This is a genomic window from Paenibacillus wuxiensis, from assembly GCF_040195695.1.
GTDB classification, from domain to species: Bacteria; Bacillota; Bacilli; order Paenibacillales; family Paenibacillaceae; genus Paenibacillus_B; species Paenibacillus_B suaedae.
Genome location: NZ_JBEFZI010000006.1, coordinates 13,153 through 35,442 on the forward strand (window position 1 = coordinate 13,153; position 22,290 = coordinate 35,442).

Below are 22,290 nucleotides of genomic sequence, written 5' to 3' on the forward strand. Positions count from 1 at the left end.
ATATGGAGTATCTAAGAATCTGAGCCTCGGAAATCGGACACGATAACGGTATATACCAATTCAACAAATAGAAGGAGGTACTTCCGTGAGTGATGGTATCAGTATATGGGCACTCAAGAAAATGCCCCTGCAGCAAGTGATTCAATATATAACGCAGCATAGTTCGCCTGAATTTCAAGCGCGAATGATAAGTATGCAGGAAGCAGACTTTGAAGCTCTATCTCCTGAGCAAGCTGAGGATAGACTTCGTGATGCCATATCGGGAATGAGCGAGGAAAAGTATACCGATTATTTGCTGGAGTTAATTGACGAGTAATACCGGATGAAGCACAAGTGACGGCGCTTCAAGCACAAAGAAGCATGCCCTCTATAACGAGAGACATGCTTCTTCTATTCATGATGCTAAGACATAGCCTGAACAACAACATGACTGTCAACGTATTGCTTGAATGCTGTAATTTTGCCATCATCAAGCTTCCATACATGTACGAAATCTGCACAAATGGATTTCCCTGTAGCCTTGTATGTTCCGGTATAAACGCCTTCTGTAATTACGATATTTTTCTTCGTAACCTCATGGAAGGTGTGCACAGTGGCGACAAAGCCGTCCCAGTCCGTTCCTAAGCGTTCAAAAACATTGCTCTTAATGCTAGCGGCTCCATGGAATGTGCCACCGTACGGATATCCGGCCGCTTCCGTCCATACCGTGCTGTCAGTTAATGCTCCAAACAGAAATTCAGGCCCTTCATAGGTGCGGCGGATGATGTCTACATTTGCTTGCTGACTTTCCATATCCAGCCCTCCCACGAAAACTAACTATTTTACTACATAATCTTATTTGTGGAACGTTACAACTTCTTCAAACGGCAGGAAGCTGCGCTCACCTGGTTGTTCATTCGGCTCACCGAATGGCATTTGCGCGATCAACGACCACTCTTGCGGAATATCCCATGTACGTTTCACTTCTTCATCTACGATCGGGTTGTAGTGCTGAAGGGAAGCTCCGATACCCTCTGCTTCCAGCGCTGTCCATACTGCATATTGCAGCATTGCACTGCCTTGATGGGACCAGAACGGGAATTGCTCTTTATAGCTAGGAGCATTTTCTTGCATGCTCTGAATCGTTGCTTGGTTCTCGAAGAACAAGACTGTTCCTACACCATCGCGGAAGCCTGCCAGTCTTTGAACGGTTGCATCAAAGTTCTCTGCCGGAACGCGAGCACGCAGCGTTTCTTTCACGATGTCCCAGAACTTCTCATGTTCACCGTCCAACAATACGACCATACGGCCGCTTTGCATGTTGAATGATGTTGGAGCATGCAAGGATGTTTTCAAAATTTCACGGATGCGCTCTTCTGTAATCGCGGGATTTTTAGTTACTTTGCGAATGGAACGGCGGTTGATGATTGCGTCTTTGAATGTTGTCATTGAGGTTTCCTCCATTTATAAATAATGTGGTTGGTATACATGATAAACTTAGCAATTTCCATCGAGATCGCACTGCATGCCTTCAATCGAGTCAAAAGACTGCTTGGAAGCTGCGCGATCAATGGCTTGAGCCAAACGCTCCTTGCTAGCCAGACCTTGAATCACCTGATCACCGATAATGAATGTCGGTACAGCTGAGATGCGAGCCTCTTCATAAGCATGCTTGATCGCAGCTTGATGAGCTTCACGATATGTGCGGGATTCAAGCGCCCCGCGGAACGCTGCTGCATCCAAGCCAAGCTCCTCTGCAACCTTCGTCAATACTTCAATCTCCCCGATATTCTGCTCTTCTTGGAAAAAGGCTGTAAACACGCGCTGAATATATTCGTTGCCCTTCCCTTGTTCCTTCGCATATTGATACCCTTCAAATGCCAGGTTGGTGTATGGATGAGGAGATACATGCGGCAGACGCATATCGATGCCGAGCTTCTCTGCTGTTGGCTTAATAAATGCATCCCACGATGCAAGCTTATCAGGTTCATTCCACGGATCGATCTTTGGGTATGGTTCGGGACGAAGCTCGAATGGCATCCATTCCACTTCTACGTCCTTCTCCTTTACGATTTCATCCAACGGGCCTTTGCCCAGAAAACAAAACGGACATACAAAATCAGAATAGGCTTTAATCTTCACAGTCATATCCAAGTCCTCGCCTTCCATATCTCAATATGATGTAACAACTGTAGTTACACCGATAACAAAAAAATAATTCGTTCGATGTAACTATTATAGTTACAACCATAAAGAAAGTCAACTCTTCCTATTTATCTTCCTTCACTATTTCGAAAACGAAGACAAAACTGTCTCCGAAAATGTTAATTAATTGAAATTTTACATGATAATTGCTTCCATACAAACAAACATTTTCATAGATTTCGTATATCTGCTCAATCAAATCAGCTAGGAAACGTATAAAATGTATCATATTTTATCGAAAAATGAGGAAATCAGGTGAGACGCTTATGTGGTTCAGAGCAAATGAGAAAGAGCTGCAAGCACTGCTCGAAGGAATTAGCAATATTGTCAAACAAGCAGTGCATGATTCACTGCTTAGCAATCCAAATGAGGATAATCCCATCATCAAAAGACTCAAAGCTGAAGTCAAACAGGAAATGGAAAAACTGAACACGCCACATCCTCCCTCCTCTCCACTTCAGGAAATGATTGAGAGATATGTGAATCGGAATGTATCCATAAATACACCGGCTGGAATCGTCGAAGGGATAATCACAGAAGTCGGAAACGATTATGTCGAAATTATGGAATCGGAAGATTTGGTCGTTATTGTTCAGCTGGCCAATGCGATTTCTTTGCAAGCTGGTTAATTTCATGAAAGGAGGTGATGACCATGATGGACAAGCTTAGACCCTTAATCGGTTCTAATTTGCAAGTTGCTACTTCGTTGGAAACTACGACTGGCACTCTCATTTCTGTCGATGATACGAAGCTAACGCTGCGCACATCTAGCATATCTGGGTATGAAAATGGCCAATACGCTGTTTTCCCTTTAAAATCTATCTCTTACATTCGTATTATTTAATTTCATACTGAATTCTGAATTTGGAGTGGTATAAATATGACTTATTCTCGAATTAAAGGACTTGTCAGTGTGGTAATTCCCAATTACAACCGTGCAGCTTATTTGCAGGAATGCCTAAACGGCATTTTGCAGCAGACGTATACAAATTGGGAAATCATCCTGATTGATGATGGTTCGACCGATGATTCCATCCAACAGACACAAGCTTGGCTTCTCGATAATCGTATAAACTTACCCAATCATAATTCGATATTTACAATGGCACTTCCCCGGAATATCGGGTATGCAGGAGCAATGACAATCGGATTCTATATGGCGAAGGGCGAATACATTGCAATCCAAGACTCCGACGATATCTCCCATTTGCAGCGGCTGGAAAAGCAAATCAACTATCTAGAAGCTCATCAAAATATTGAATTGTTAGGCACAAACTATCACGTGTTCGAACACGACCCGAACGAGGTCGTTACAATCCCAAAATGGCTTCGCTATGGAGAGCATATCCGTACAACGTATCAAAAAGGAGGGCACTGTGTATGTCATGGCACAATCATGATGCGCGGCGCTCTGTTCGATCGTATAGGCGGTCACACAAGACGTGTAAAAGGCGCGGAAGATTATGATTTTATCGCCCGTTCTCTGGATCCTAACCATTTGAATATTGACAACATCCCTGACGTTCTCTATTACTACCGCAGTCACCCAAAACAACGCTCTCGAAAATATTTTTCAAAAAAGCAGGATCCAACGAATGAATCCTAATCGTATTCGTGTGATGATGGTGATGGACAGCTTAGCCGTCGGGGGTACAGAGACGCATGTGCTTAGCATTGTTAAAGCCCTTAAAAAGCGTGGAATTCACTCGATATACGCCGGCGCCAGCGGCAATATGTATGAGGCTTATGCACGAGCAGGATGTCAAATTCACGCTGTTGATTTATCGCCAGGAACACTTCTTCATTTGCAGAACCACATGCTGCCCAAAATCATCTCCTCATTAAAGCAAATCATGAAAACCCAGAAAATCAACGTCGTTCACGTTCACCAATCACCGTCTGGCCTATACGCCGCAATGGCGGCAAAAGAGCTAGGAATTCCCGTTGTATTTACCGCTCATGGCACTTATTATCCTGAGGATCAATTGACTACTATGAATCAATATAGTGACGCTGTCATTAGTGTAAGCCATCCAGTGAGGCAATTCTTGGAGAGCATGAATATTCAATCTGAGCTAATCCCAAATGGAGTAAATCCGGACGAGTTCATCGAAGTGGATTCCTCCTCTTTACGGAGCCGTCTCGGTATACCGGATCATGCAGACACCATCGTGTACGCCAGCAGGTTGTCATGGGACAAGGCTTATGTGTGCACAATGCTCATCTGGGCCGCGAGAAGACTGAGCTTGGAAGGACGTTCTCAACTGAATATCGTCATCGTCGGAGATGGGCATCAATATCACGAAATTCGCGAATTGTCCAAAAGCATCGAATCTGAAATTGGACAACCGTTCATTCACATGGTAGGAAGTCAAAAAAAGGTTCGCGATTATCTAAGTCTCGCCGATATAGTCGTCGGCACAGGGAGAGTAGCATTGGAGGCAATGGCCTGCGGCAAGCCGGTAATTGCTATCGGCAACCACGGGTACTTCGGGCTTGTCACGCCATCCACGTATGAACAGGCATGGAAGCAATATTTCGGTGACCATGCTTCCGTATGTAAGCCGTCCGAAGAATTAATCGCGAGTGAACTGCGCGAGGCATTGGCTAACAAAGCATCCTTGCGCAAGACCGGGTTACAGGGCCGTAAGTGGACGTTAGAGCATTTCGATATTCACAAAATCGTGAATCAGTTGGAAGATCTCTATCGACATGTCATCCTGCAAGCCGGCCAAGAGGAGGTGCAACACAAATGAGGAAAATACTATATCTGGGGTGGATTGGCTACAACAATTTCGGGGATGAATGGATGTGGAGCATGTTCCAGAACATGTCACAGGCATATTTGGAACCGGATAAGTACGAAATCATCCCTTCATTGCCAGGTGTTGATGTGAACGATATCTCCCCTTATGACACCGTAGTGCTTGGCGGAGGTTCTCTTCTTATACCAGGGTATGTTGATATTATGTATCACGCTGCCAAGAAGAACAAAACAACAATTATCTGGGGCAGCGGGCATGATCGACTCAGTCGACTGATGATCAATGATGACCGCTCCTTAAGCCCTGAACCTGCAGCTGATAGTGCCGAATATCGCACAATGCTGCATGAGGTTATCAGCAATGCGGCATATTGCGGCATACGTGGTCCATGGACTTATGAATACTTGTCCAACAACGGTGTACAAATGGATCGTGTATCCATTAGCGGGGATCCTGCCATGCTGGCCACGCTCCCTACTTCAGACCATGCAGGTGTGAGACAAACTGGTGAACGCTGGATCGGTCTGAACTGGGGAACGTCTTATAATCGCATCTATGGACGCAATGAATCCGTTGTAGAAAATGAACTTGCCTATGCGGCGCAGCGCTGGATTCGAGAGGGATACAAGATCTACATTTATGTAGTGTGGGGACCAGACCGTGAAGCCGCCAAACGTTTGCAGCAAAAAATCGGATTCCCAGACCATGTCGTATTCGATCAAGAGATTCATTCCCTTGACTCCTATTTAAAACTAGTACAAAGATTCGATTTCACTGTCAACCTGAAACTACACGCCAATGTATTGTCCGCTGCTGCAGGAATCCCATTCATCTGCTTGGGCTACCGCTTCAAATCGTATGACTTTGTACATTCGATGAGTCTCCCAACTATTATCATACCAACTCATGCCGATTATATGGAGATAGCATTAATAGAAACAGCAAGCTACATTCAAGAAAATCGCGCGTACCTCGTTAGTCAAATGCAGGAGCTTCGAGAACGCGTGAAATTACAGCTTGTCACTCCTTTCGCAGACAAACTGCTGTAAAAGCAAGACGCAACATGTGCATGCAAGAAAGCCCTATGACATCGTCTAGGGCTTTCTTATATGTTCCTGAAATCAGTGGAAACCGTTAGTTTGCAGCATTCCAACTTTCTGCGATCTGAATAAGTTCTTCCTTCGTTAATGGGCTTTGCTTATTCGTAGAAATCCGATATTCAAGCTTCTTCTCTTTTACTTGCCACATCAATACATTCGAATATAGTGCATTGCTCCCTGTCGTATAAAACGCATCTAATCCACTTACACTCACCTTCTCCAGTTTTCCGCCAACAGGAGCAGCGGGTGATTTTTCAATAGTCAGAGGCTGAATTCTTGTCACTGTCAAGAAAATGAAGTCCGAATCCTTCGTATACATGACACCTGCCTCCCCGGCTTCCTTCCAGTTCAGCTTCTTCTGATACTCTTTTTTTCCTTTAGCTTCCTTTTTCATTTGGTCTACAAGCACCCGATATGCCTCGCTGGAAAAATCGGGGTATGGAGGAGTGATTTCGCTTTTGATAAACTTATAACCTTCAGGCAAGAAAGCTAGCTCCGTAAACTTTGGAGCTTTATACTGAACAACTTGTTTGAGAAACTCCTCATAAGTTTCCCCGGTTATCGTTCTGAAACTAAAATTAATGGAGTTATCCTTGCTTGTATACGTAGCATAAAGCTCTCCATCCTTGATGGTAAGCTCTCCATTTTGCTTGGCATCTTCCTTTTTTTGTGACTCCATTTTCTTCGTGGATGATCCCTTAGCTGCAGAAGCTTCCTTTGCCGTCACCACTTGACTTATACTCATTGACATCGCAAGAACGGCGCACATGGTAATTAGAAATGATTTTGATTTCATAATTTGTCCATCCCTTTCTTCTCATTATTTTTGAAGCATGTCGTGGAACCAAATGAACTAACTCACCTGAGTCTCATTATGTATAACACTTGGCACACGTAAAAAGGGACGGGAAAGATCTGTTTTTTAAAATAAATAAAACGGCCACCCGGGCCGCTTTCAAGCATGACTATTTTCCTACCATACTCTTCGCAATCTCAAAAAACTCTGTTTTTGATAGCTTACTTCCCGCTTCATCGGATAACATATAATAGGAATTTTCACCCTCCCGCATCCATTCCACTTGATGCTTGAAGCTGGCATTTTTCCCTTTTACATTTTCTTTGTACAGAACTTCCATCCCGTTCAACTTTACTTTCGAAACGGCAATTTCTGAAGTATTCTGTGATACCACCCGTGATTGAGTATGGTAAAACCCGATAAATTTTAGTTGATTTCCATCGTAATTAAAGTTCGCGCGTGAGCTGCCTACTTCTTTCCAAGAAAGTGGTTTAATAAACAACTTTTGATTTTTTCCTTCTTGTATTGCCTGTTTCGCTTCTTTCTCAAATTGTTCTGCTAATCCTTTTATTTCGTTAAATGGATATACACTCGGAAATACCCATCCTGACTCAAACTTTAGCCCAGTTGGAGCATTTGCTATATCGACGGCAGGCACTCCAGCTTTATCCTTGATTTCCTGCTGCAAACGATCATAATTGGTATGAACGATCGGATTATATTCAAAATTCACTCTATTCAATAAAGTCAAATGAGTAAACTGTTTATCTTCAACGTAAAAAGCAGCCCATTCCCCCGGCTTTAATTGTGCTTTCACCATTTCCCCATATTGCTCTAGTGTCTTATGTATGCGAATATCGCCTGGATTGTATTTCATTTCTTTCGTCTCAACAACAACATCCCCTTTGGAATTGATAATTTGAATAATTTTAGATGCCGCATATCCCGAGATAGAGGTTAACGTGACAATGATGGAGGCAAGAACAATGATCGTCTTTCTGCGCAATCTTGCTTTTGAACGATTCATGGATTTCCTAACTCTGTGTAAACTTGCAATGCGCCGCATAACGGGTTCGCGAATATCGATCTTCAGTTCAGTATCAAATTCTCGCTCATATCGTCTTATTTCTTCATCTTCGATAATAGATCTGATTCGCTCCATCGAACCCGCCCCCCTTCTTCAGTCATGAACTGCTGCAATTTGATTCTAGTACGTCCAAACCGTTTCTTCACTGTCTCCGTGCTTTTATTCAGAATCTCACCGATCTCTGCAAAAGACTTTTCCTCAAATACGCGAAGAACTAATAAGTTCCGTTCCTCCACGCTAAGTTGCTTCAATGCGGAATGAAGCGGCTCATCAAATAATGACTTCCCGACGGTGTCTTCAGCACTCTCCGTTGTCGACTCTTGTGTAAACCACCATTTGAATTTTTGTTGGATGTTGCGCTTGCGAATTAGATTGAGGCAATAATGGTAAGCAATCTTATATAGCCAAGAAGAGAACAATACATTTGGCTTATACAAGTGAATTTTCTCGTAGGCTCTCACGAATATGTCCTGAACAGCATCTTCTGCTTCATGCTTGTTTCCTAGCAGACGTGAGCAGTATCGAAATAACGGGTTTTGGTAGGTATTAATGATATGGATATACTCTTCGATTTGGCCTGCCTGCACCTGTTCAACAAACCCTTCAACAGACTCCATTCCAACTTTCCCCTCCTTCCCTCACCTATACAACACTTAAACTCACACAAAAAGGACATTGCCTAATAAAAAAGTTGCACCGCCTTCTGATCAGCAGTACAACTTTGATGGTAAGATTATGAAGCTGTGTTCCTGTTATTTGCGAAGCAGTCCCTCCGTCACACATTCAAGCAGCAGTTCCTTGACCTGATCGAACTTACCTCCAATTTCCTCTCTGTGCAATGACAGCAGCATAACCGAGCGCAGTAAACCGATAATGACTTCTGGGTCTTTATCAATAATGACCTGCTTCTCCTGCCATTGCTTAATCAGCTCGGCACCAGCTCGATTGTCAGCTTGAATATGTTCTTCCAACTTATCTTTAGGCAATTTTCTGATCAGCAATTCGTATTCGTCTCGTTGTTGAACTCGTTTCAGGAACGGATTTGTCTCCAGCATCTCAAATGACAAGTCGAACAGGCCCTTCAGCAGTTCCTTCGGAGATCGTTCACTGTTCAGCATTTCTCGAATCTTCTGATCCTTGAACGATTCTTCTTCTTGCATGATGGTATAATACAGTTCTTCCTTCGACTGGAAAAAGGCATAAAATGATCCCTTCGCGATGCCGCATGCCTTTACAATTTCATCAACACTCGTTTTTTTCAGTCCATATTGAGTGAACAGTTCCTTGCCTGTGGACATTAGGCATGTACGAACCGCTTCTCTTTCCATCTCACTAAACTTCGGAATAATGTCTCTCTCCTTTACTTCAGGCAGCGATATACCGCCTGGCGCACCGCATTCTCACGCGGATTATTGTCCATATACCCGCCTATCTCATTTAACCCGTAGGCATAACCCAGCTCATAGTCTGGGTCTGCATAGCAGAAGGAACCTCCGGCTCCCGGATGTCCGTATGCCCGGTGGCTGCTGCCGAACGTATGCCCTTCAATGGGCTTCCAGAATCCGACGGAATAAGCCAGCTTGGTCCGATTCACATGGTCATAAGCCCCCGATAATGGCAGCTCCGGTGGAGCCTCTAGCGTTCGAAGCACCGATTGGGACAAGTTCAGCTTCTTGCCTCCCGCAGCAAATTCACCATATATGGCAGCCATTGCGCGTACCTCGCCAATTCCATTGCCGGATGGAAATTCGATCGCCAGCATCTCACGACGGTTGAAGTTCTCATTCGCAACTAGCCGCTTCGGATCAACCATGCTCCGCGCTGTTAACGAGCGAGGGTTAAGGAACCCCAGCAGCATGGAGAAGGGAATCTCATGAATATGCTTCAAGATTTGAGCTGGGCTGTTAATGCCTCTCACCTGAGCCAGTCTTGCATCTGGCACCGAAGCAGGCAGACCAATATAGAATTCCGCATCAAGCGAACTCGCAATCTCCTCATGGAAAAAACGGCCCAAGCTTCTTCCTCTTGGGTCTACGCGACGTATAAGTTCACCGATATACCAGCCTACTGTCCAAGCGTTGTAGCCATGCCTCACACCTGGTGCCCATTCTGGCTTCACGTTCGCAAGCTTATTGGCAACTTGAGCTGTATCTAAATCTGCAAACTTCTCCAATTGTAATGTATCTACCGTGCACAGTCCAGCTTGATGCGACAACAGCTGCCTAACTGTGATGCGTTCTTTGCCATGAACAGCGAATTCGGGCCAATAGGCACTGACTTGCTCATCATAATCGAGCAGCCCCCGTGATACCGCAAGTGCCCCTGCCAGGGCTGCAAAGCCTTTCGTGCTAGAAAATACCGGTACCATCGTATGCTCTTTCCATAATGTTCCGCTATAAGGGTCTGATACCCCGCCCCATAAATCTACAACCTTCTTGCCCTGTACATATACAGCACATGCTGCACCCGTTTCTTTGCGCCTCGTAAAGTTCCGTACGAACTCTTCTTCCACTTCTTCAAATCCTGCTGCCACCCAACCTTGTACATGAACCTGTGTCATTTGCTTCACGCTCCTATGTATGCTGCCAATAAACTTTCATTCTTATGACTATTTTAGTTCATTTAGTCATATAAACAATAACGCATCTTATTCCATTTGTATATAGACAAAAAAATAGACAGCTATCGGAGTCGGCGAACTGCCCAACTTCCTACGCTGTCTATCCTTTTGTTCATTTGATATCCATAAGTCCAAACGTAAATGCTGTCTGTACTTGCTGGCATAACCGTCTTTACCGTTTTGCCAGCCTTACTAGCTTTACTATCTATAAAGCTTTCCTGTCCTTGCTGTCCGTCTGTATTATCGATGTCTACGTTGGGGCAAATCCCTTCTGGCTTATATGAAGTTGATCGGGAGGAAACACGCGGCTGAACCGATCATAGACAAGCCGATATGCATCTGGCTCGTACCAATCTTGCAAACCGAGTTCCTCGTACAATCTGAATATTCCCAATTGTCTCGTTCTAGCTCCCCCGCTACCATCACCCATAACGAAATCATCGATACAAATTCGATTCGTCAGCCCTGCCAGCTTCTGTGGAAACGATTCACTGCTTGGAAGAACAGGGGCAATCGTTGCCTGGGTCGGAACACCTGCCAGACGCAATTGTTCCAAAGCTCTCAATCTAGCCGCAATTGGCGGCGCCCCAGGCGTGAAATGCTTGCGAATCTCTTCCCTATCGGTCTCTACGGTCATACTTACACGTACCTTATCCTTCATCTGCTGGAGCAAATCGATATCACGCTGAACGAGTGGGCTGCGTGTTTGTACCAATAGGAAATCAGGCTGCTCATCAGCCATAACCTCCAGCAGCGAGCGCGTTACCTGTTCCTTATATTCGATCGGCTGATAGGGATCAGTACTCGATGACATGAAGATGGTGACATTGCCCTTCGTCTTCGCTCTCCGCAGTTCTTTACGCAGCACCGCTGCCGCCTGCTGTTTAATATCAATCCAGCTGCCCCATGCCGCCTTGCGGAACTTAGCCACTGGCATTTGTCGCACATAACAATAAGAGCAGGCGAATGAGCACCCGGTATATGGGTTCAGTGTATGGGAATAGTCGGCTAGGAATCCGGAACCTTTGTTCAGCAGCGTTTTCGGTGTAGTAAATTGCAAGTCAATCATTCGCCTCACTCCTCCCTTCGCCAGCGATCAATCTTTATCAACCTTCTACGTCATGACTTGATCGCAGGCCGTTGTTCAACGTGCAGAAGACGCCTCTTCATCTCAAGCCCACCTCGATAGCCCGTTATAGAACCATCCTTCCCAATGACACGATGGCAGGGCACCGTAATCAGAATAGGATTCGCCCCGATTGCACTGCCAACGGCTCGCGCGGCCTTCGGTTTCTTAACCTGTTCCGCGATTTCGGAATAAGTTCGAGTTTCACCGTAGGGGATTGCACACAGTGCTTCCCATACTTCACATTGGAACGGAGTTCCCTGTATATCCAGCGGCACAGCGAATTCCGCACGATGCCCTGCCAAATATTCCGCTGCTTCCGTAACATATGGCTGCATACGTTCATCATCACGTACTAGACCAGCAGCGGGATAGTGCCGCTCAGCCCATTGACTAAGCTGTTCAAATGATTCATTCTGCCCGCTAATATAACATAAACCGCGTTCTGAAGCAGCAATATGCAGATGCCATGCATCATTTTGCAACAATGACCAATATATATTGAGGTTCTCAGTTCCCATGATTGTTCTCTCCTCCGCTTATCTCATCCTGATCGATATTCCATTCGCGCATCCGATAGGCTGCCGGTGTATGTCCGGTCATTTTTTTGAACAAGGTGATAAAATACGGGGTATTCGAAAGCCCTACTGTCTGTGCTATGTCCGCAACAGGATACTTGGAATGAATGAGTAGATGCTTGGCATGATGCATGCGCGTACGCTGAACATATTCCATCGGAGATACCCCCATTATCCGCTTAAATGTACGTTGTAAGTGATAAGGACTGCCGTGACAAAATTCGGCGAGTGCTTGAAGCGTCAATGACTCCGCGTAACGGCTGTGAATGCATTGAACGATCTCAAGGACCCATTCCTGATCCGGCATGCGCTCTCCTGATGGTTTGCACCGTTTGCACGGGCGAAATCCAGCCTTCTGTGCATGTTCCGCATTCTGAAATATACATATGTTCGCTCTAATTGGAGGTCTTGACTTGCATGAGGGTCTGCAGAAGATCCCTGTTGTCTTCACTGCATAGATGAAGTGGTGATCATAGGATGAATCATTCCCTAAGATGGCCTGCCACTGTTCATCTGTCGCTATACCTAGCATGATGGTTTGCTGCCCCCCATCTTCAGACAAGCCTATGAACCGAATAGGTTCGTTCCTCTCTGGCATAGAACTTCACCTCCTCTTCCAGTATAACCTGATAGACGGGGCTATGTACGCGAATCAGAATGGAAACGCAATATTTCGAAATCCATGTGATTCGGAAGTATGATACAACTATAATAGGAGATATTTCTCGTGCAGGGAGGGATACCATGACGATGGAACACAAGGAAAATCGGACGCGGTTGGAGGTTCCTAAGGAATTCAATTTCAACGAGAATCTGAACTACTTATCTCGTACGACCAATGAATGTCTATATGAGATACAACAACACAAGGTATGTAAGGCAATTCCTCTTGAACATAGTTCGCCAATCGTAGAAATTAGCGCCAATGAAGATCAATCTCTGAACATTGTCTATCTTGGAAATACGGTTCCTCGTAATCCGGAGGAACATCGTGCTGTCGAACATTACGTTCGAGATTGGTTCGACCTAGACACTGACTTGGCACCCTTTTACGCTCTGGCCCAAAACGATCCCTTGCTTCAACATGCTGTCCAGTCATTCTCTGGATTGCGAATCATTGGCATCCCTGACCTATTTGAAGCGATGAGCTGGGGAATTATTGGCCAGCAAATTAATCTTGCGTTTGCGTATACGTTGAAGCGGAGACTAGTCGAACATTTTGGCAAGCGAATTACATATGATGGGAACACCTACTGGATCTATCCGACTGCCCACGATATCGCTTCTCTAGCCGTCCAAGATCTGCAGCAATTGCGCATGACCGAACGAAAATGCGAGTACCTAATCCATACTGCACAGCTAATTGCCGATAAGCGATTGTCAAAAGAAATGCTGCTCGCAGCCGACGACTTCAAGCAAGCCGAACAGATGTTGACGCAAATACGTGGAATCGGTCCATGGACGGCCAATTACGTACTCATGCGCTGCTTGCGAATGCCATCTGCATTTCCGATTGATGATGTCGGACTTCATAATGCCATTCGCCATCGCCTCGGCTCGGACAGAAAGCCGACGAAGAGCGAATTGCGGGAGATGTCTAAGAAGTGGAGCGGCTGGGAAGCTTATGCGACATTTTACCTCTGGAGATATCTCTACTAATCCTCACACGATCCTATACAGCGGCAAGGATTATGACATTAACACCAAATAGACCCGCCTTGCGTTCGAAGCAGGGCGGGTCTACCATTCCTTATTTCTTGTATACAATTTTCTTGATGCTATCTACAGATAGGCAATATTGTTCAGATAACTGATCAATCGATGCCCCTTCACGGAAACAGTGCCGAATCTTCTCATTTCTAACTTGGAGCTCTCTTCGAATCCCGGAGTTTTCGCCCCATTTTTTACGAGATCCTTGCGGTGCTGGAATGTATATGAATTCACCACAGACATATTTCTGTATTTCTAATAGCAGATGTTCTGGCAAGCATTCATTCGCCTTCATATATTTCATGATCCCTTCGCTCCTTAAAAAATTGGTCTCTTTTAAGGGAGCAAAGCCTACATTATAAACGTATTTTCACCATGAAAGTCAAAATGAAAGTGAACGGTTAAGCGATGTAACTCCACACAAGCAACCGTTCATGTCCATAATATAGACTTTGCATGGAGTAGTTCTAAGTCGATACGCATGTATAACAAACGATCCCCTCATTTCGTTATCTAGTAAAGTTTGAATATAGCCAATTGTACCAGTATATCCCTTTACAATCAACGGAATGGCATCGTTTCCCCCTTTCTTACCTCTAAAGTGTATGAGATGATGAAATGAAATTTAAATTTTGAAATTTACATAGTATTACATTGACATTTCCAATCTTCTATCCTATTATTCATACTAATCCTATCAGAATTAATTTTTAACAACCGGTTGATTTCGATTTCGCTAGGGGATTTTATTTGGCCATAATTCCGACTTATTCAATGTGAATTATATAATATTAAATGAACAGGAGACAACAGAATAATGGCTGTGCTGAAACGCTTATTCGCTATGCTGGTCACGCTATGGATCATTGTTACGTTGACCTTCGTGATCATGCACATGATCCCAGGTGATCCATTCGCTTCAGATTCGAAGACGCTGCCAGAGTCCGTATTGGAGAACATGAGGGCAAGGTATAACCTGGATAAGCCTTTGCCTACACAGTACTTATTGTATTTGAAGAGCCTGCTCACCCTGGACTTAGGGCCATCGATCCAATCCAAGACTACGGATGTTAACACCTTGATAGCCCGCGGTTTTCTACCATCAGCGATACTCGGCATTCAATCGATGCTGCTTGCAATCGTGGTCGGAATCGGTCTAGGCACGGTTGCCGCCCTTCATCATAACCGCGCGCTGGATTATGCAGCGATGATGATTGCGATGCTCGGTATCTCGATTCCGAGCTTCATCTTGGCACCATTGCTTATTAAGTACATGTCGGTGAAATGGGGGCTTCTACCCGTCGCTGCATGGGGAACTTGGAAGCATACGGTTCTTCCCTCACTCGCGCTTGCAGTTGCGCCGATCGCGATCATTGCCCGCTTCGTGCGAACGAGCATGTTGGAAGTACTGCAACAGGAATACATACATACAGCAGAAGCCAAGGGTCTGCCTACTTGGAAAATTGTGATTCGTCATGGATTGCGAAATTCCTTAATTCCTGTACTTTCCTTCATGGGCCCACTGTTCGCATCCGTCCTCACAGGCACGTTTGTGGTGGAGAAGATCTTTGCGATCCCTGGTATCGGTAAATACTTCGTCGATAGTATTTTCAATCGGGACTATCCCGTCATTATGGGCACAACGATTTTTTACAGCGTCGTATTGGTCGTTACGTTATTTTTAATCGACATGTCTTACCGGATCGTTGATCCGCGAATTAAACTTGCTAGCAAAGGAGATTAGCATGAAAGCTTCATCAGCCGAATTGGATCATCTATTCCATCCCATCGAACGCAGCCACCAAGCAGAGCATCAGCTCGCAACTCGCAGCGTTCCATTGTGGCAGGACAGATTGCGCAAGCTATCGCGCAACAAGCTCGCCGTACTCGGACTCGTGCTGCTGCTGGTCATTATTTTCCTCGCCGCTATTGGTCCATCGCTCGTTCCCTATTCTTCGAGCGCTCAATCGTTAACAGCTACGAACCTCCCTCCCTCCGGAGAACATTGGTTCGGAACAGATGATTTGGGACGCGATGTGTGGGCGCGAACTTGGGCAGGAGCACGTATCTCGCTTACGATCGGATTCGCAGCAGCGGCAATTGATCTTGTCGTCGGCATTGTAGTAGGTGGCATTTCAGGATATATGGCAGGTCGCGGCAGGCTCGGTGATCGCGTCGATAATGTGTTGATGCGGATTGTTGAAATTTTATATAGCATCCCTTACTTGCTCGTGATCATTTTGCTTCTTGTCGTTATGAAGCCAGGAATTTTCACCATGATTATCGCCCTATCTATAACAGGCTGGGTTGGAATGGCGCGTGTTGTACGTGGACAGATTCTACAGCTTAAGCAGCAAGAGTATGTACTTGCAGCGCATAAGCTTGGCACATCTCATGCAGGCATAATCTTTAAGCATCTGCTCCCGAATGCTGCGGGCATCATTATCGTCAACTTAACGTTTACGATTCCGGCGGCAATTTTCTCTGAATCATTTCTAAGTTTTCTTGGTCTAGGTGTACAAGCACCTGATGCCAGCTGGGGCACAATGGCCAACGATTCACTTGGCGTCATATTAAGCGGCCAATGGTGGCGACTGTTCTTTCCAGGATTAATGATTTCGCTCACCATGTTCGCATTCAACGCATTTGGAGATGGATTGCAGGATGCCCTAGATCCACGATCACAACAATAAGGAGGTGCACTCATGAAGCATTTGCTCGAAGTTCAACAATTGCATGTTGTATTCCAATCAAGAAATAGAGAGCTTCAAGCCGTGCGAGACGTGTCCTTCCATATTGATGAACGGGAAACACTCGCAATCGTCGGCGAGAGCGGCAGCGGCAAAAGCATAACCGCTCGAACCATTATGGGAATGCTCCCTGCTCCACATGCGAAGCTGAAGGGTGGAGACATTCATTTTCAAGGCCAAGACATCACTTCACTCTCTCGCTCTCAGATGAGGAAACTAAGGGGTTCCGAGATTGGTATGGTCTTTCAAGATCCGATGTCATCCTTGAATCCAACGATGAAGATCGGTACGCAGATCAGTGAAGGTTTGCGACAGCATCAGAAGCTTACCAGAACCGATGCACGAACGAGAACGATACAATTGCTGCAGCTCGTAGGCATTCCAGATGCGGAACGAAGATACAGTCAATACCCGCATGAATTTAGTGGAGGAATGCGGCAGCGTGTATCCATCGCTATTGCACTCGCCTGCAATCCCAAGCTGCTGATAGCGGATGAGCCTACGACCGCATTGGATGTCACGATTCAAGCCCAAATTCTTGACATGCTGACAACGCTGCAAGAACAGATGGGAAGCTCAATTCTGCTCATTACCCATGATCTCGGTGTCGTGGCTGAGGTTGCGCATCGCGTTGCAGTCATGTATGCCGGAATGATTGTGGAAACAGGCACAGTCGAAGATATCTTCGAGCGTCCGAAGCATCCATATACATGGGGCTTGCTTCAGTCCACGCCGAAGCTGGATACCTCCGAGGATGAACGGCTGATACCGATTGAAGGTTCTCCTCCAGAGTTATCCGAACCGATCACTGGCTGTCCCTTCGCGAAGAGATGTCCTTATACCATGCAGGTCTGCCTGCAGAATCTGCCTGACACCCTTTCGTTCACAGATCAGCATAGCGCTCGCTGCTGGCTGAATGATCCCCGATCTCCAATCGGTCACGGGACAGGCCCTGCAAGGAGGAATGAATATGTCGAAGCCTATTCTTGAGCTCCATCAACTGCATAAGCATTTTCGGACAGGTTCGAATCACACCGTGAAATCAGTTGACGGAATCAGCTTATCCATCCTTCCCGGCGAGACGGTTGGCCTTGTTGGTGAGAGCGGCAGCGGCAAGTCAACATTAGGCAGAGTCGCTGTAGGCCTGCTGGAGCCTACAGCTGGAAAGGTGGTGTTCAATGGCAAGGAATTGGCTAGGGCACGCGGCCTGGAACGTCGTGAGCTGAATCGGAGCATGCAAATGATCTTTCAAGACCCGCATGCATCACTTAACCCTCGCCTGCGTGTTGGCGACATTATTGCCGAAGGAATCGACGCACATCGCTTGGCAAGAGGCAAGGCCCGCAAAGAGCGCATTGCTGAGCTGCTTGAGAAGGTCGGGCTGCACCCAGATCATGCGCTTCGCTACCCGCATGAATTTAGCGGCGGGCAAAGACAGCGTATCGGCATCGCCCGCGCATTGGCCGTGAATCCGCAATTTATCGTCGCTGATGAACCGATCTCTGCACTCGATGTATCGATACAGGCGCAAATTGTAAATCTGATGAAGGATTTGCAAATCGAACAAGGCTTAAGTTATTTATTCATTGCCCATGACCTGGCGATGGTCAAACATATTAGTGATCGAATCGGCGTGATGTATTTAGGGAAAATGATGGAGCTGGCAGATCGAAGCTCATTGTTCACCAACCCGCTTCATCCTTATACGCAGGCCTTATTATCAGCAATTCCAACAACGGATCCTTCAAATAAGAGACTTCGTGAACGAATTGTACTGCATGGCGATCCGCCAAGCCCGCTATCTCCGCCTACCGGATGTCCGTTCCATAGCAGATGTCCGGCAGCAACGGAGCTATGCGCCAATCAAATGCCGGAAGGCAAGCAAGTGTACAGCAATCACTGGGTTGCCTGCCACTTGTATTAAGAAGATCTATTACATATGAAGATTTTATTGGAGGAACGAGCATGAAAAAATGGAACCTAATGTTAGCAATTCTAATCTTAGCCGCAACTGCCTTAACCGGATGCTCTGGAAGCAATAACGGGACAGCGAAGGATTCATCTGCTGCCGGTACAGAATCCAACGACAAGATTCCGCAAGTGATCACAACGAATCTATCGGGCGGCGAACCGTACACCCTAGATCCAGCTCTCGCTTCAGACACAACATCTTATTTTATTATCGATAACCTATATGAAGGCCTCTACACGTATGACAAAGCCGGCAAAATCGTAGAAGGTGCTGCAAGCAAAGTCGATGTATCTGCTGACGCCAAGACGTATACTTTCACGATTCGCGATAATGCGAAGTGGTCGAACGGTGATCCTGTTACAGCACAAGATTTTGAATACTCTTGGAAACGGGTACTGAATCCGAAGACAGCAGCGTACGACCCTTCCTCACTGTACTACATTAAAGGTGCAGAAGAGTACAACACAGGCAAAGGAAGCGCGGATGACGTTGGCGTTAAAGCCAAAGATGATCATACGTTGATCGTTGAATTGAAGGCACCGCTCGGTATCTTCCCGATTATCTCGATGGGACATGCGTATTTGCCGGTTCGTTCTACGGTCGTAGACAAAGACGAGAAATGGGCAGCTGAAGCGAGTACCATCGTCGGCAATGGTCCTTACACTTCGAAGGAATGGAAGCATAACGAAGAGATTACACTTGCAAAGAGCGATCATTACTGGAACAAAGACGCCATTTCGATGGATACCATCCATTTCAAAATGGTGCAAGATGCAACAACCTATTATCAAATGTACAAAACCGGCGACCTTGATTTGATTACGGCACTGCCAATCGACACACTGGATCAGGAGAAAGAAAATAAAGAATACTTGGCTCACCCTACGTTCAGTGTCTATACGTATTCGTTCAATGTAAATGAAAAACCATTTACAAATCCAAAAATTCGTCAAGCATTCTCCTATGCGATCGATCGCGAGACGCTGACGAAGAATGTAACGAAGGCAGGCGAACAGGCTGCTTACGGCTATGTGCCCTACGGCATCAAGAATCCGTCCGGCAATGACTTCCGTGATGATGCAGCTAAGTATTACGAGTTCAATCCTCAAAAAGCAAAAGAATTGCTCGCTGCGGGCTTGAAGGAAGAAGGATTGTCCGCTCTGCCGCCTGTTACATTCAAATTGAATTCTGCTGATAAGCACAAAAAAGTGGCTGAAGCATTGCAGGCAATGTTCAAAGAAAATCTCGGCGTTGAAGTGAAGCTCGAAGCACAAGAATGGAAAACGTATATTGATACATTCAAACAGAAGAACTTCCAAGTTGCACGTATGGGATGGGAAGGAATCTTCCTTGATCCGCTTGGCGTACTTGTTCACTATCAATCTACGAACTCGAACAACTTCACAAATTGGAACAATAAACAGTATGATGACCTGATTGCAAAATCTACGTACGAGTTGGATTCTAACAAACGGGTTGAAATCCTCCAGCAAGCTGAAAAAGTATTGATGGAAGACTTGCCAATCATGCCGATCTTATTCTCCGTGGATACAGCACTTGTAAGTCCAAAAGTAACAGGCATCGTGTTCGATGTTCGTTCTAATCCAGATCTGCGCTTCGCAAAGCGTGTTGAGCAATAATCATGTTGGCACGATACGCGGTATCGTCGATTATCGTCGTGGCCATCGTGTACATCATTAGTGCTCCCCCATTCGGGCTTATGAGTGATCGAATTGATGTAGGCAGTGTGAACAGATGCTTTCTGTATGGACTGATTCTATTGATTATTGGTGCATTCGCTTATGTTATGCGTACTGGATTTTTGAATCCAATTGTACGTGGAGCTTCTTCACTAGGCTCCATGTTCACAGCGACATCGAATGCACTGCGCGAGGAAGATAGACGTCTTCAAGCCGATACTTCACTTCAGCAATGGAAGTTGACAGTTAGCCGCAAGCTGAGCGCATATGCGCTTGGCTGTGGCAGCGGCATGTTAATCGATGCGACTATCCTACAAATTCAACATTTCTAACCATGCGGCGCTATCAGGCTATCCCCTATTCTCAATAGGAGATAGCCTGTGCTTTACTATATCATAAGTATTGGATGATTCCCGTCTGTACGGCTGATGCGATACAATACTCTTAATCCTACTATTTTTCTAGTGATTACGCATAATAATGTGATATCCGTTATATTCATGCAGAAAATGCAAGCTTTTAGTCAAAAAATAGCTCTAATGGGGCTTGCAAATTAGCGTCCTGCACTATAAAGTGTTTATGCATCCTATATATGGGAATCACACGAATATTAAGGAGGATTGGTTAATGATCGATTTTTTACGGAAAAATGTGTGGGCAGCAGCACTATTGTTGGCCCTCCGGCTTTATGTAGGCTACACCTGGGTTTCAGCCGGATTGCACAAAATGACTGGTGGAGGCTTTGATGCAAGCGGATTTTTGAAAGGTGCTCTAGCAAAGGCTTCTGGCGAGAATCCTATTGTTCAGGGTTGGTGGGCGTCATTCCTTGAACATGTCGCAATCCCGAATGCCCAACTATTCAGCCTCATGGTTCAATGGGGAGAACTTCTTGTCGGTATTGGCCTGATCGTAGGCGGGTTAACGAGAACTGCAGCATTTTTCGGCATTGTAATGAATATATCATTTCTACTAAGTGGTTCTATCAGCGCCAATCCTATCATGATTATCCTTACGTTGTTCATTCTCGTCGCCTATACCAATGCAGGCCGCTTCGGAGTGGATCAACTGTTGTTCCGCAGACTGAAATTGACTCGCAGCCATTCACCTCAAAGCAGCACTTCAACCTCAGTAACCTCGTGAGTAACACAACTGCTCATCAACACGCTCACAATGGTAAACAACATAGCTCGATCACTATTGTTCTTTTTTAGTCCTGCAAGTTATAGCGTATTTATTTTATTGACTATACAATTACAATTGTCAGCGTGACTCCCCAACCGCCTTTATTTAATCGCTTTAAATACACTCGATGTTGTCATCGTATCCAGCATTTCTTATTTACCTATACCTCATCAAAACATAAGCTTCCAATCAGTCTCCATCAATAAGGTATATAAGATTCACTCTGTTCTCGCATATCTCCCATTATATTTTGGCTCATCCTGTCCTAGGCTGCATGCACCGTTAACGATCCTTCTAACGGATCCTGTCATTGAGCTGCGAGAGAATACTTCGTGTAAGTGAATTCTTAGCGGCTCTATGGCAGCAAACTCATGATCGCAGTACAATATAAATATAGATGTCTAGATGGAAAATCAATGCCACTGGGAGAGGATACTTTGATTGCAAATTCTATTGCCAGACTCGAAGCTGCCTTGAATACGGTGCCTGAACAGTTTCAAGCGCTGCAAGAGGAAGTCAGAACCATTGGGTTGATGCGCAGCAGTACAACAACGCCCCTATTGAAGACGTAATCAGATTATGGTGCAGCTTGAATCAAGCCGTCCTTCGAGTGATCACACACCGCTCTCAACCAAGCCTTGATGTGCGCTGCAAACTCCCTGACGGACAAATCGTGACCTTGGAATGGTTGATTCAAGACTACGTGGCGCATATGGAACA

General features: G+C 45.5%; 28 protein-coding genes. 15 read left to right on the plus strand and 13 right to left on the minus strand.

Annotated elements, in window-relative coordinates:
• The first annotated feature begins 85 nt into the window (after nucleotides 1-85).
• On the plus strand, nucleotides 86-316 hold the full coding sequence (locus ABN764_RS14165) for a hypothetical protein (protein WP_446672267.1): 231 nt from the start codon (nucleotides 86-88) through the stop codon (nucleotides 314-316).
• 86 nt (nucleotides 317-402) lie between these two features.
• Here the strand turns inward: ABN764_RS14165 and ABN764_RS14170 are convergent, their stop codons facing one another.
• Genes ABN764_RS14170 through ABN764_RS14180 form a run of 3 tightly spaced genes read right to left on the minus strand, consistent with a single transcriptional unit; the run spans nucleotide 403 to nucleotide 2,127 of the window.
• On the minus strand, nucleotides 403-792 hold the full coding sequence (locus ABN764_RS14170; protein ID WP_446672268.1) for a nuclear transport factor 2 family protein: 390 nt from the start codon (nucleotides 790-792) through the stop codon (nucleotides 403-405).
• A 42-nt stretch (nucleotides 793-834) separates the two neighbouring features.
• Complete coding sequence (locus tag ABN764_RS14175) at nucleotides 835-1,428, minus strand: nitroreductase family protein (protein ID WP_021253587.1); 594 nt, start codon at nucleotides 1,426-1,428, stop codon at nucleotides 835-837.
• 48 nt (nucleotides 1,429-1,476) lie between these two features.
• The gene (locus tag ABN764_RS14180) at nucleotides 1,477-2,127 is read right to left on the minus strand and encodes a DsbA family oxidoreductase (RefSeq protein ID WP_021253588.1); all 651 of its coding nucleotides are present in this window, start codon (nucleotides 2,125-2,127) and stop codon (nucleotides 1,477-1,479) included.
• Nucleotides 2,128-2,450: 323 nt separating this feature from the next.
• On the opposite strand from ABN764_RS14180, the gene ABN764_RS14185 reads away from it, so the two are divergent.
• Genes ABN764_RS14185 through ABN764_RS14205 form a run of 5 tightly spaced genes read left to right on the plus strand, consistent with a single transcriptional unit; the run spans nucleotide 2,451 to nucleotide 5,998 of the window.
• A complete protein-coding gene (locus ABN764_RS14185; protein ID WP_446672269.1) occupies nucleotides 2,451-2,813 on the plus strand; it encodes a hypothetical protein in 363 nt (120 codons plus the stop codon).
• A 23-nt stretch (nucleotides 2,814-2,836) separates the two neighbouring features.
• Nucleotides 2,837-3,028 (plus strand): hypothetical protein, encoded by a 192-nt coding sequence (locus ABN764_RS14190; RefSeq protein ID WP_021253590.1) that lies wholly within the window; start codon nucleotides 2,837-2,839, stop codon nucleotides 3,026-3,028.
• A gap of 36 nt (nucleotides 3,029-3,064) precedes the next feature.
• Nucleotides 3,065-3,790 (plus strand): glycosyltransferase family 2 protein, encoded by a 726-nt coding sequence (locus ABN764_RS14195; protein WP_446672270.1) that lies wholly within the window; start codon nucleotides 3,065-3,067, stop codon nucleotides 3,788-3,790.
• Nucleotides 3,780-4,940, plus strand: coding sequence for a glycosyltransferase (locus tag ABN764_RS14200; RefSeq protein WP_446672271.1), 1,161 nt, complete (start codon nucleotides 3,780-3,782; stop codon nucleotides 4,938-4,940). The genes ABN764_RS14195 and ABN764_RS14200 overlap by 11 nt, the downstream gene beginning before the upstream one ends.
• Nucleotides 4,937-5,998 carry a polysaccharide pyruvyl transferase family protein gene (locus tag ABN764_RS14205; protein WP_446672272.1) on the plus strand — a complete coding sequence of 354 codons (1,062 nt, stop codon included), beginning with the start codon at nucleotides 4,937-4,939 and terminating at the stop codon, nucleotides 5,996-5,998. The genes ABN764_RS14200 and ABN764_RS14205 overlap by 4 nt, the downstream gene beginning before the upstream one ends.
• Nucleotides 5,999-6,083: 85 nt before the next feature.
• Here ABN764_RS14205 and ABN764_RS14210 read toward each other — a convergent pair whose 3' ends face one another.
• The 8 genes from ABN764_RS14210 to ABN764_RS14245 form a co-directional block, all read right to left on the minus strand.
• The gene (locus tag ABN764_RS14210) at nucleotides 6,084-6,845 is read right to left on the minus strand and encodes a hypothetical protein (protein WP_174810022.1); all 762 of its coding nucleotides are present in this window, start codon (nucleotides 6,843-6,845) and stop codon (nucleotides 6,084-6,086) included.
• Between the two features lie 169 nt (nucleotides 6,846-7,014).
• Nucleotides 7,015-8,007 (minus strand): DUF4367 domain-containing protein, encoded by a 993-nt coding sequence (locus tag ABN764_RS14215; RefSeq protein WP_446672273.1) that lies wholly within the window; start codon nucleotides 8,005-8,007, stop codon nucleotides 7,015-7,017.
• Complete coding sequence (locus ABN764_RS14220) at nucleotides 7,968-8,549, minus strand: RNA polymerase sigma factor (RefSeq protein WP_065291107.1); 582 nt, start codon at nucleotides 8,547-8,549, stop codon at nucleotides 7,968-7,970. Before ABN764_RS14220 ends, ABN764_RS14215 begins: the two co-directional genes overlap by 40 nt.
• A gap of 135 nt (nucleotides 8,550-8,684) precedes the next feature.
• Nucleotides 8,685-9,260 carry a TetR/AcrR family transcriptional regulator gene (locus tag ABN764_RS14225; RefSeq protein WP_231515036.1) on the minus strand — a complete coding sequence of 192 codons (576 nt, stop codon included), beginning with the start codon at nucleotides 9,258-9,260 and terminating at the stop codon, nucleotides 8,685-8,687.
• Nucleotides 9,261-9,292: 32 nt separating this feature from the next.
• Nucleotides 9,293-10,492: a serine hydrolase domain-containing protein gene (locus ABN764_RS14230; protein WP_446672274.1), complete on the minus strand. Its 1,200-nt coding sequence runs from the start codon at nucleotides 10,490-10,492 to the stop codon at nucleotides 9,293-9,295.
• Between the two features lie 310 nt (nucleotides 10,493-10,802).
• Nucleotides 10,803-11,621, minus strand: a complete 819-nt coding sequence (locus ABN764_RS14235; protein ID WP_446672275.1) for an SPL family radical SAM protein — start codon at nucleotides 11,619-11,621, stop codon at nucleotides 10,803-10,805.
• 50 nt (nucleotides 11,622-11,671) lie between these two features.
• Entirely contained in the window at nucleotides 11,672-12,199 is a 528-nt protein-coding gene (locus ABN764_RS14240) for a methylated-DNA--[protein]-cysteine S-methyltransferase (RefSeq protein ID WP_446672276.1), read from the minus strand.
• Nucleotides 12,189-12,788: a bifunctional transcriptional activator/DNA repair enzyme AdaA gene (locus ABN764_RS14245; protein ID WP_065291161.1), complete on the minus strand. Its 600-nt coding sequence runs from the start codon at nucleotides 12,786-12,788 to the stop codon at nucleotides 12,189-12,191. The genes ABN764_RS14240 and ABN764_RS14245 overlap by 11 nt, the downstream gene beginning before the upstream one ends.
• A 212-nt stretch (nucleotides 12,789-13,000) precedes the next feature.
• On the opposite strand from ABN764_RS14245, the gene ABN764_RS14250 reads away from it, so the two are divergent.
• The gene (locus tag ABN764_RS14250) at nucleotides 13,001-13,915 is read left to right on the plus strand and encodes a DNA-3-methyladenine glycosylase family protein (protein WP_446672277.1); all 915 of its coding nucleotides are present in this window, start codon (nucleotides 13,001-13,003) and stop codon (nucleotides 13,913-13,915) included.
• Between the two features lie 91 nt (nucleotides 13,916-14,006).
• Here ABN764_RS14250 and ABN764_RS14255 read toward each other — a convergent pair whose 3' ends face one another.
• Entirely contained in the window at nucleotides 14,007-14,270 is a 264-nt protein-coding gene (locus tag ABN764_RS14255; RefSeq protein ID WP_446672278.1) for a CD3324 family protein, read from the minus strand.
• 513 nt (nucleotides 14,271-14,783) lie between these two features.
• Here ABN764_RS14255 and ABN764_RS14260 point away from each other — a divergent pair.
• From ABN764_RS14260 to ABN764_RS14295, 8 genes are all read left to right on the plus strand, one after another.
• Nucleotides 14,784-15,710 (plus strand): ABC transporter permease, encoded by a 927-nt coding sequence (locus ABN764_RS14260; RefSeq protein ID WP_446672279.1) that lies wholly within the window; start codon nucleotides 14,784-14,786, stop codon nucleotides 15,708-15,710.
• A 1-nt stretch (nucleotide 15,711) separates the two neighbouring features.
• Nucleotides 15,712-16,659, plus strand: a complete 948-nt coding sequence (locus tag ABN764_RS14265; RefSeq protein WP_446672280.1) for an ABC transporter permease — start codon at nucleotides 15,712-15,714, stop codon at nucleotides 16,657-16,659.
• A gap of 12 nt (nucleotides 16,660-16,671) precedes the next feature.
• Complete coding sequence (locus tag ABN764_RS14270) at nucleotides 16,672-17,706, plus strand: ABC transporter ATP-binding protein (protein ID WP_446672281.1); 1,035 nt, start codon at nucleotides 16,672-16,674, stop codon at nucleotides 17,704-17,706.
• The gene (locus ABN764_RS14275; RefSeq protein WP_446672282.1) at nucleotides 17,687-18,640 is read left to right on the plus strand and encodes an ABC transporter ATP-binding protein; all 954 of its coding nucleotides are present in this window, start codon (nucleotides 17,687-17,689) and stop codon (nucleotides 18,638-18,640) included. The genes ABN764_RS14270 and ABN764_RS14275 overlap by 20 nt, the downstream gene beginning before the upstream one ends.
• Nucleotides 18,641-18,681: 41 nt before the next feature.
• Nucleotides 18,682-20,328, plus strand: a complete 1,647-nt coding sequence (locus ABN764_RS14280; RefSeq protein ID WP_446672283.1) for a peptide ABC transporter substrate-binding protein — start codon at nucleotides 18,682-18,684, stop codon at nucleotides 20,326-20,328.
• 2 nt (nucleotides 20,329-20,330) lie between these two features.
• Complete coding sequence (locus ABN764_RS14285; protein ID WP_446672284.1) at nucleotides 20,331-20,720, plus strand: DUF3899 domain-containing protein; 390 nt, start codon at nucleotides 20,331-20,333, stop codon at nucleotides 20,718-20,720.
• Between the two features lie 295 nt (nucleotides 20,721-21,015).
• Nucleotides 21,016-21,528, plus strand: a complete 513-nt coding sequence (locus ABN764_RS14290) for a DoxX family protein (RefSeq protein ID WP_446672285.1) — start codon at nucleotides 21,016-21,018, stop codon at nucleotides 21,526-21,528.
• Between the two features lie 479 nt (nucleotides 21,529-22,007).
• Nucleotides 22,008-22,142 (plus strand): hypothetical protein, encoded by a 135-nt coding sequence (locus ABN764_RS14295; RefSeq protein ID WP_446672286.1) that lies wholly within the window; start codon nucleotides 22,008-22,010, stop codon nucleotides 22,140-22,142.
• A gap of 5 nt (nucleotides 22,143-22,147) precedes the next feature.
• Here the strand turns inward: ABN764_RS14295 and ABN764_RS14300 are convergent, their stop codons facing one another.
• Nucleotides 22,148-22,282 carry a hypothetical protein gene (locus tag ABN764_RS14300; protein WP_446672287.1) on the minus strand — a complete coding sequence of 45 codons (135 nt, stop codon included), beginning with the start codon at nucleotides 22,280-22,282 and terminating at the stop codon, nucleotides 22,148-22,150.
• Nucleotides 22,283-22,290 lie beyond the last annotated feature (8 nt).

Bases quoted from the DNA above. Each gene is read 5' to 3' on its own strand.
- ABN764_RS14170 (WP_446672268.1), bottom strand. From the start codon at position 792: ATGGAAAGTCAGCAAGCAAATGTAGACATCATCCGCCGCACCTATGAA.
- ABN764_RS14175 (WP_021253587.1), bottom strand. From the start codon at position 1,428: ATGACAACATTCAAAGACGCAATCATCAACCGCCGTTCCATTCGCAAA.
- ABN764_RS14180 (WP_021253588.1), bottom strand. From the start codon at position 2,127: ATGACTGTGAAGATTAAAGCCTATTCTGATTTTGTATGTCCGTTTTGT.
- ABN764_RS14185 (WP_446672269.1), top strand. From the start codon at position 2,451: ATGTGGTTCAGAGCAAATGAGAAAGAGCTGCAAGCACTGCTCGAAGGA.
- ABN764_RS14190 (WP_021253590.1), top strand. From the start codon at position 2,837: ATGATGGACAAGCTTAGACCCTTAATCGGTTCTAATTTGCAAGTTGCT.
- ABN764_RS14195 (WP_446672270.1), top strand. From the start codon at position 3,065: ATGACTTATTCTCGAATTAAAGGACTTGTCAGTGTGGTAATTCCCAAT.
- ABN764_RS14200 (WP_446672271.1), top strand. From the start codon at position 3,780: ATGAATCCTAATCGTATTCGTGTGATGATGGTGATGGACAGCTTAGCC.
- ABN764_RS14205 (WP_446672272.1), top strand. From the start codon at position 4,937: ATGAGGAAAATACTATATCTGGGGTGGATTGGCTACAACAATTTCGGG.
- ABN764_RS14210 (WP_174810022.1), bottom strand. From the start codon at position 6,845: ATGAAATCAAAATCATTTCTAATTACCATGTGCGCCGTTCTTGCGATG.
- ABN764_RS14215 (WP_446672273.1), bottom strand. From the start codon at position 8,007: ATGGAGCGAATCAGATCTATTATCGAAGATGAAGAAATAAGACGATAT.
- ABN764_RS14220 (WP_065291107.1), bottom strand. From the start codon at position 8,549: ATGGAGTCTGTTGAAGGGTTTGTTGAACAGGTGCAGGCAGGCCAAATC.
- ABN764_RS14225 (WP_231515036.1), bottom strand. From the start codon at position 9,260: ATGGAAAGAGAAGCGGTTCGTACATGCCTAATGTCCACAGGCAAGGAA.
- ABN764_RS14230 (WP_446672274.1), bottom strand. From the start codon at position 10,492: ATGACACAGGTTCATGTACAAGGTTGGGTGGCAGCAGGATTTGAAGAA.
- ABN764_RS14235 (WP_446672275.1), bottom strand. From the start codon at position 11,621: ATGATTGACTTGCAATTTACTACACCGAAAACGCTGCTGAACAAAGGT.
- ABN764_RS14240 (WP_446672276.1), bottom strand. From the start codon at position 12,199: ATGGGAACTGAGAACCTCAATATATATTGGTCATTGTTGCAAAATGAT.
- ABN764_RS14245 (WP_065291161.1), bottom strand. From the start codon at position 12,788: ATGCTAGGTATAGCGACAGATGAACAGTGGCAGGCCATCTTAGGGAAT.
- ABN764_RS14250 (WP_446672277.1), top strand. From the start codon at position 13,001: ATGACGATGGAACACAAGGAAAATCGGACGCGGTTGGAGGTTCCTAAG.
- ABN764_RS14255 (WP_446672278.1), bottom strand. From the start codon at position 14,270: ATGAAATATATGAAGGCGAATGAATGCTTGCCAGAACATCTGCTATTA.
- ABN764_RS14260 (WP_446672279.1), top strand. From the start codon at position 14,784: ATGGCTGTGCTGAAACGCTTATTCGCTATGCTGGTCACGCTATGGATC.
- ABN764_RS14265 (WP_446672280.1), top strand. From the start codon at position 15,712: ATGAAAGCTTCATCAGCCGAATTGGATCATCTATTCCATCCCATCGAA.
- ABN764_RS14270 (WP_446672281.1), top strand. From the start codon at position 16,672: ATGAAGCATTTGCTCGAAGTTCAACAATTGCATGTTGTATTCCAATCA.
- ABN764_RS14275 (WP_446672282.1), top strand. From the start codon at position 17,687: ATGTCGAAGCCTATTCTTGAGCTCCATCAACTGCATAAGCATTTTCGG.
- ABN764_RS14280 (WP_446672283.1), top strand. From the start codon at position 18,682: ATGAAAAAATGGAACCTAATGTTAGCAATTCTAATCTTAGCCGCAACT.
- ABN764_RS14285 (WP_446672284.1), top strand. From the start codon at position 20,331: ATGTTGGCACGATACGCGGTATCGTCGATTATCGTCGTGGCCATCGTG.
- ABN764_RS14290 (WP_446672285.1), top strand. From the start codon at position 21,016: ATGATCGATTTTTTACGGAAAAATGTGTGGGCAGCAGCACTATTGTTG.
- ABN764_RS14300 (WP_446672287.1), bottom strand. From the start codon at position 22,282: ATGCGCCACGTAGTCTTGAATCAACCATTCCAAGGTCACGATTTGTCC.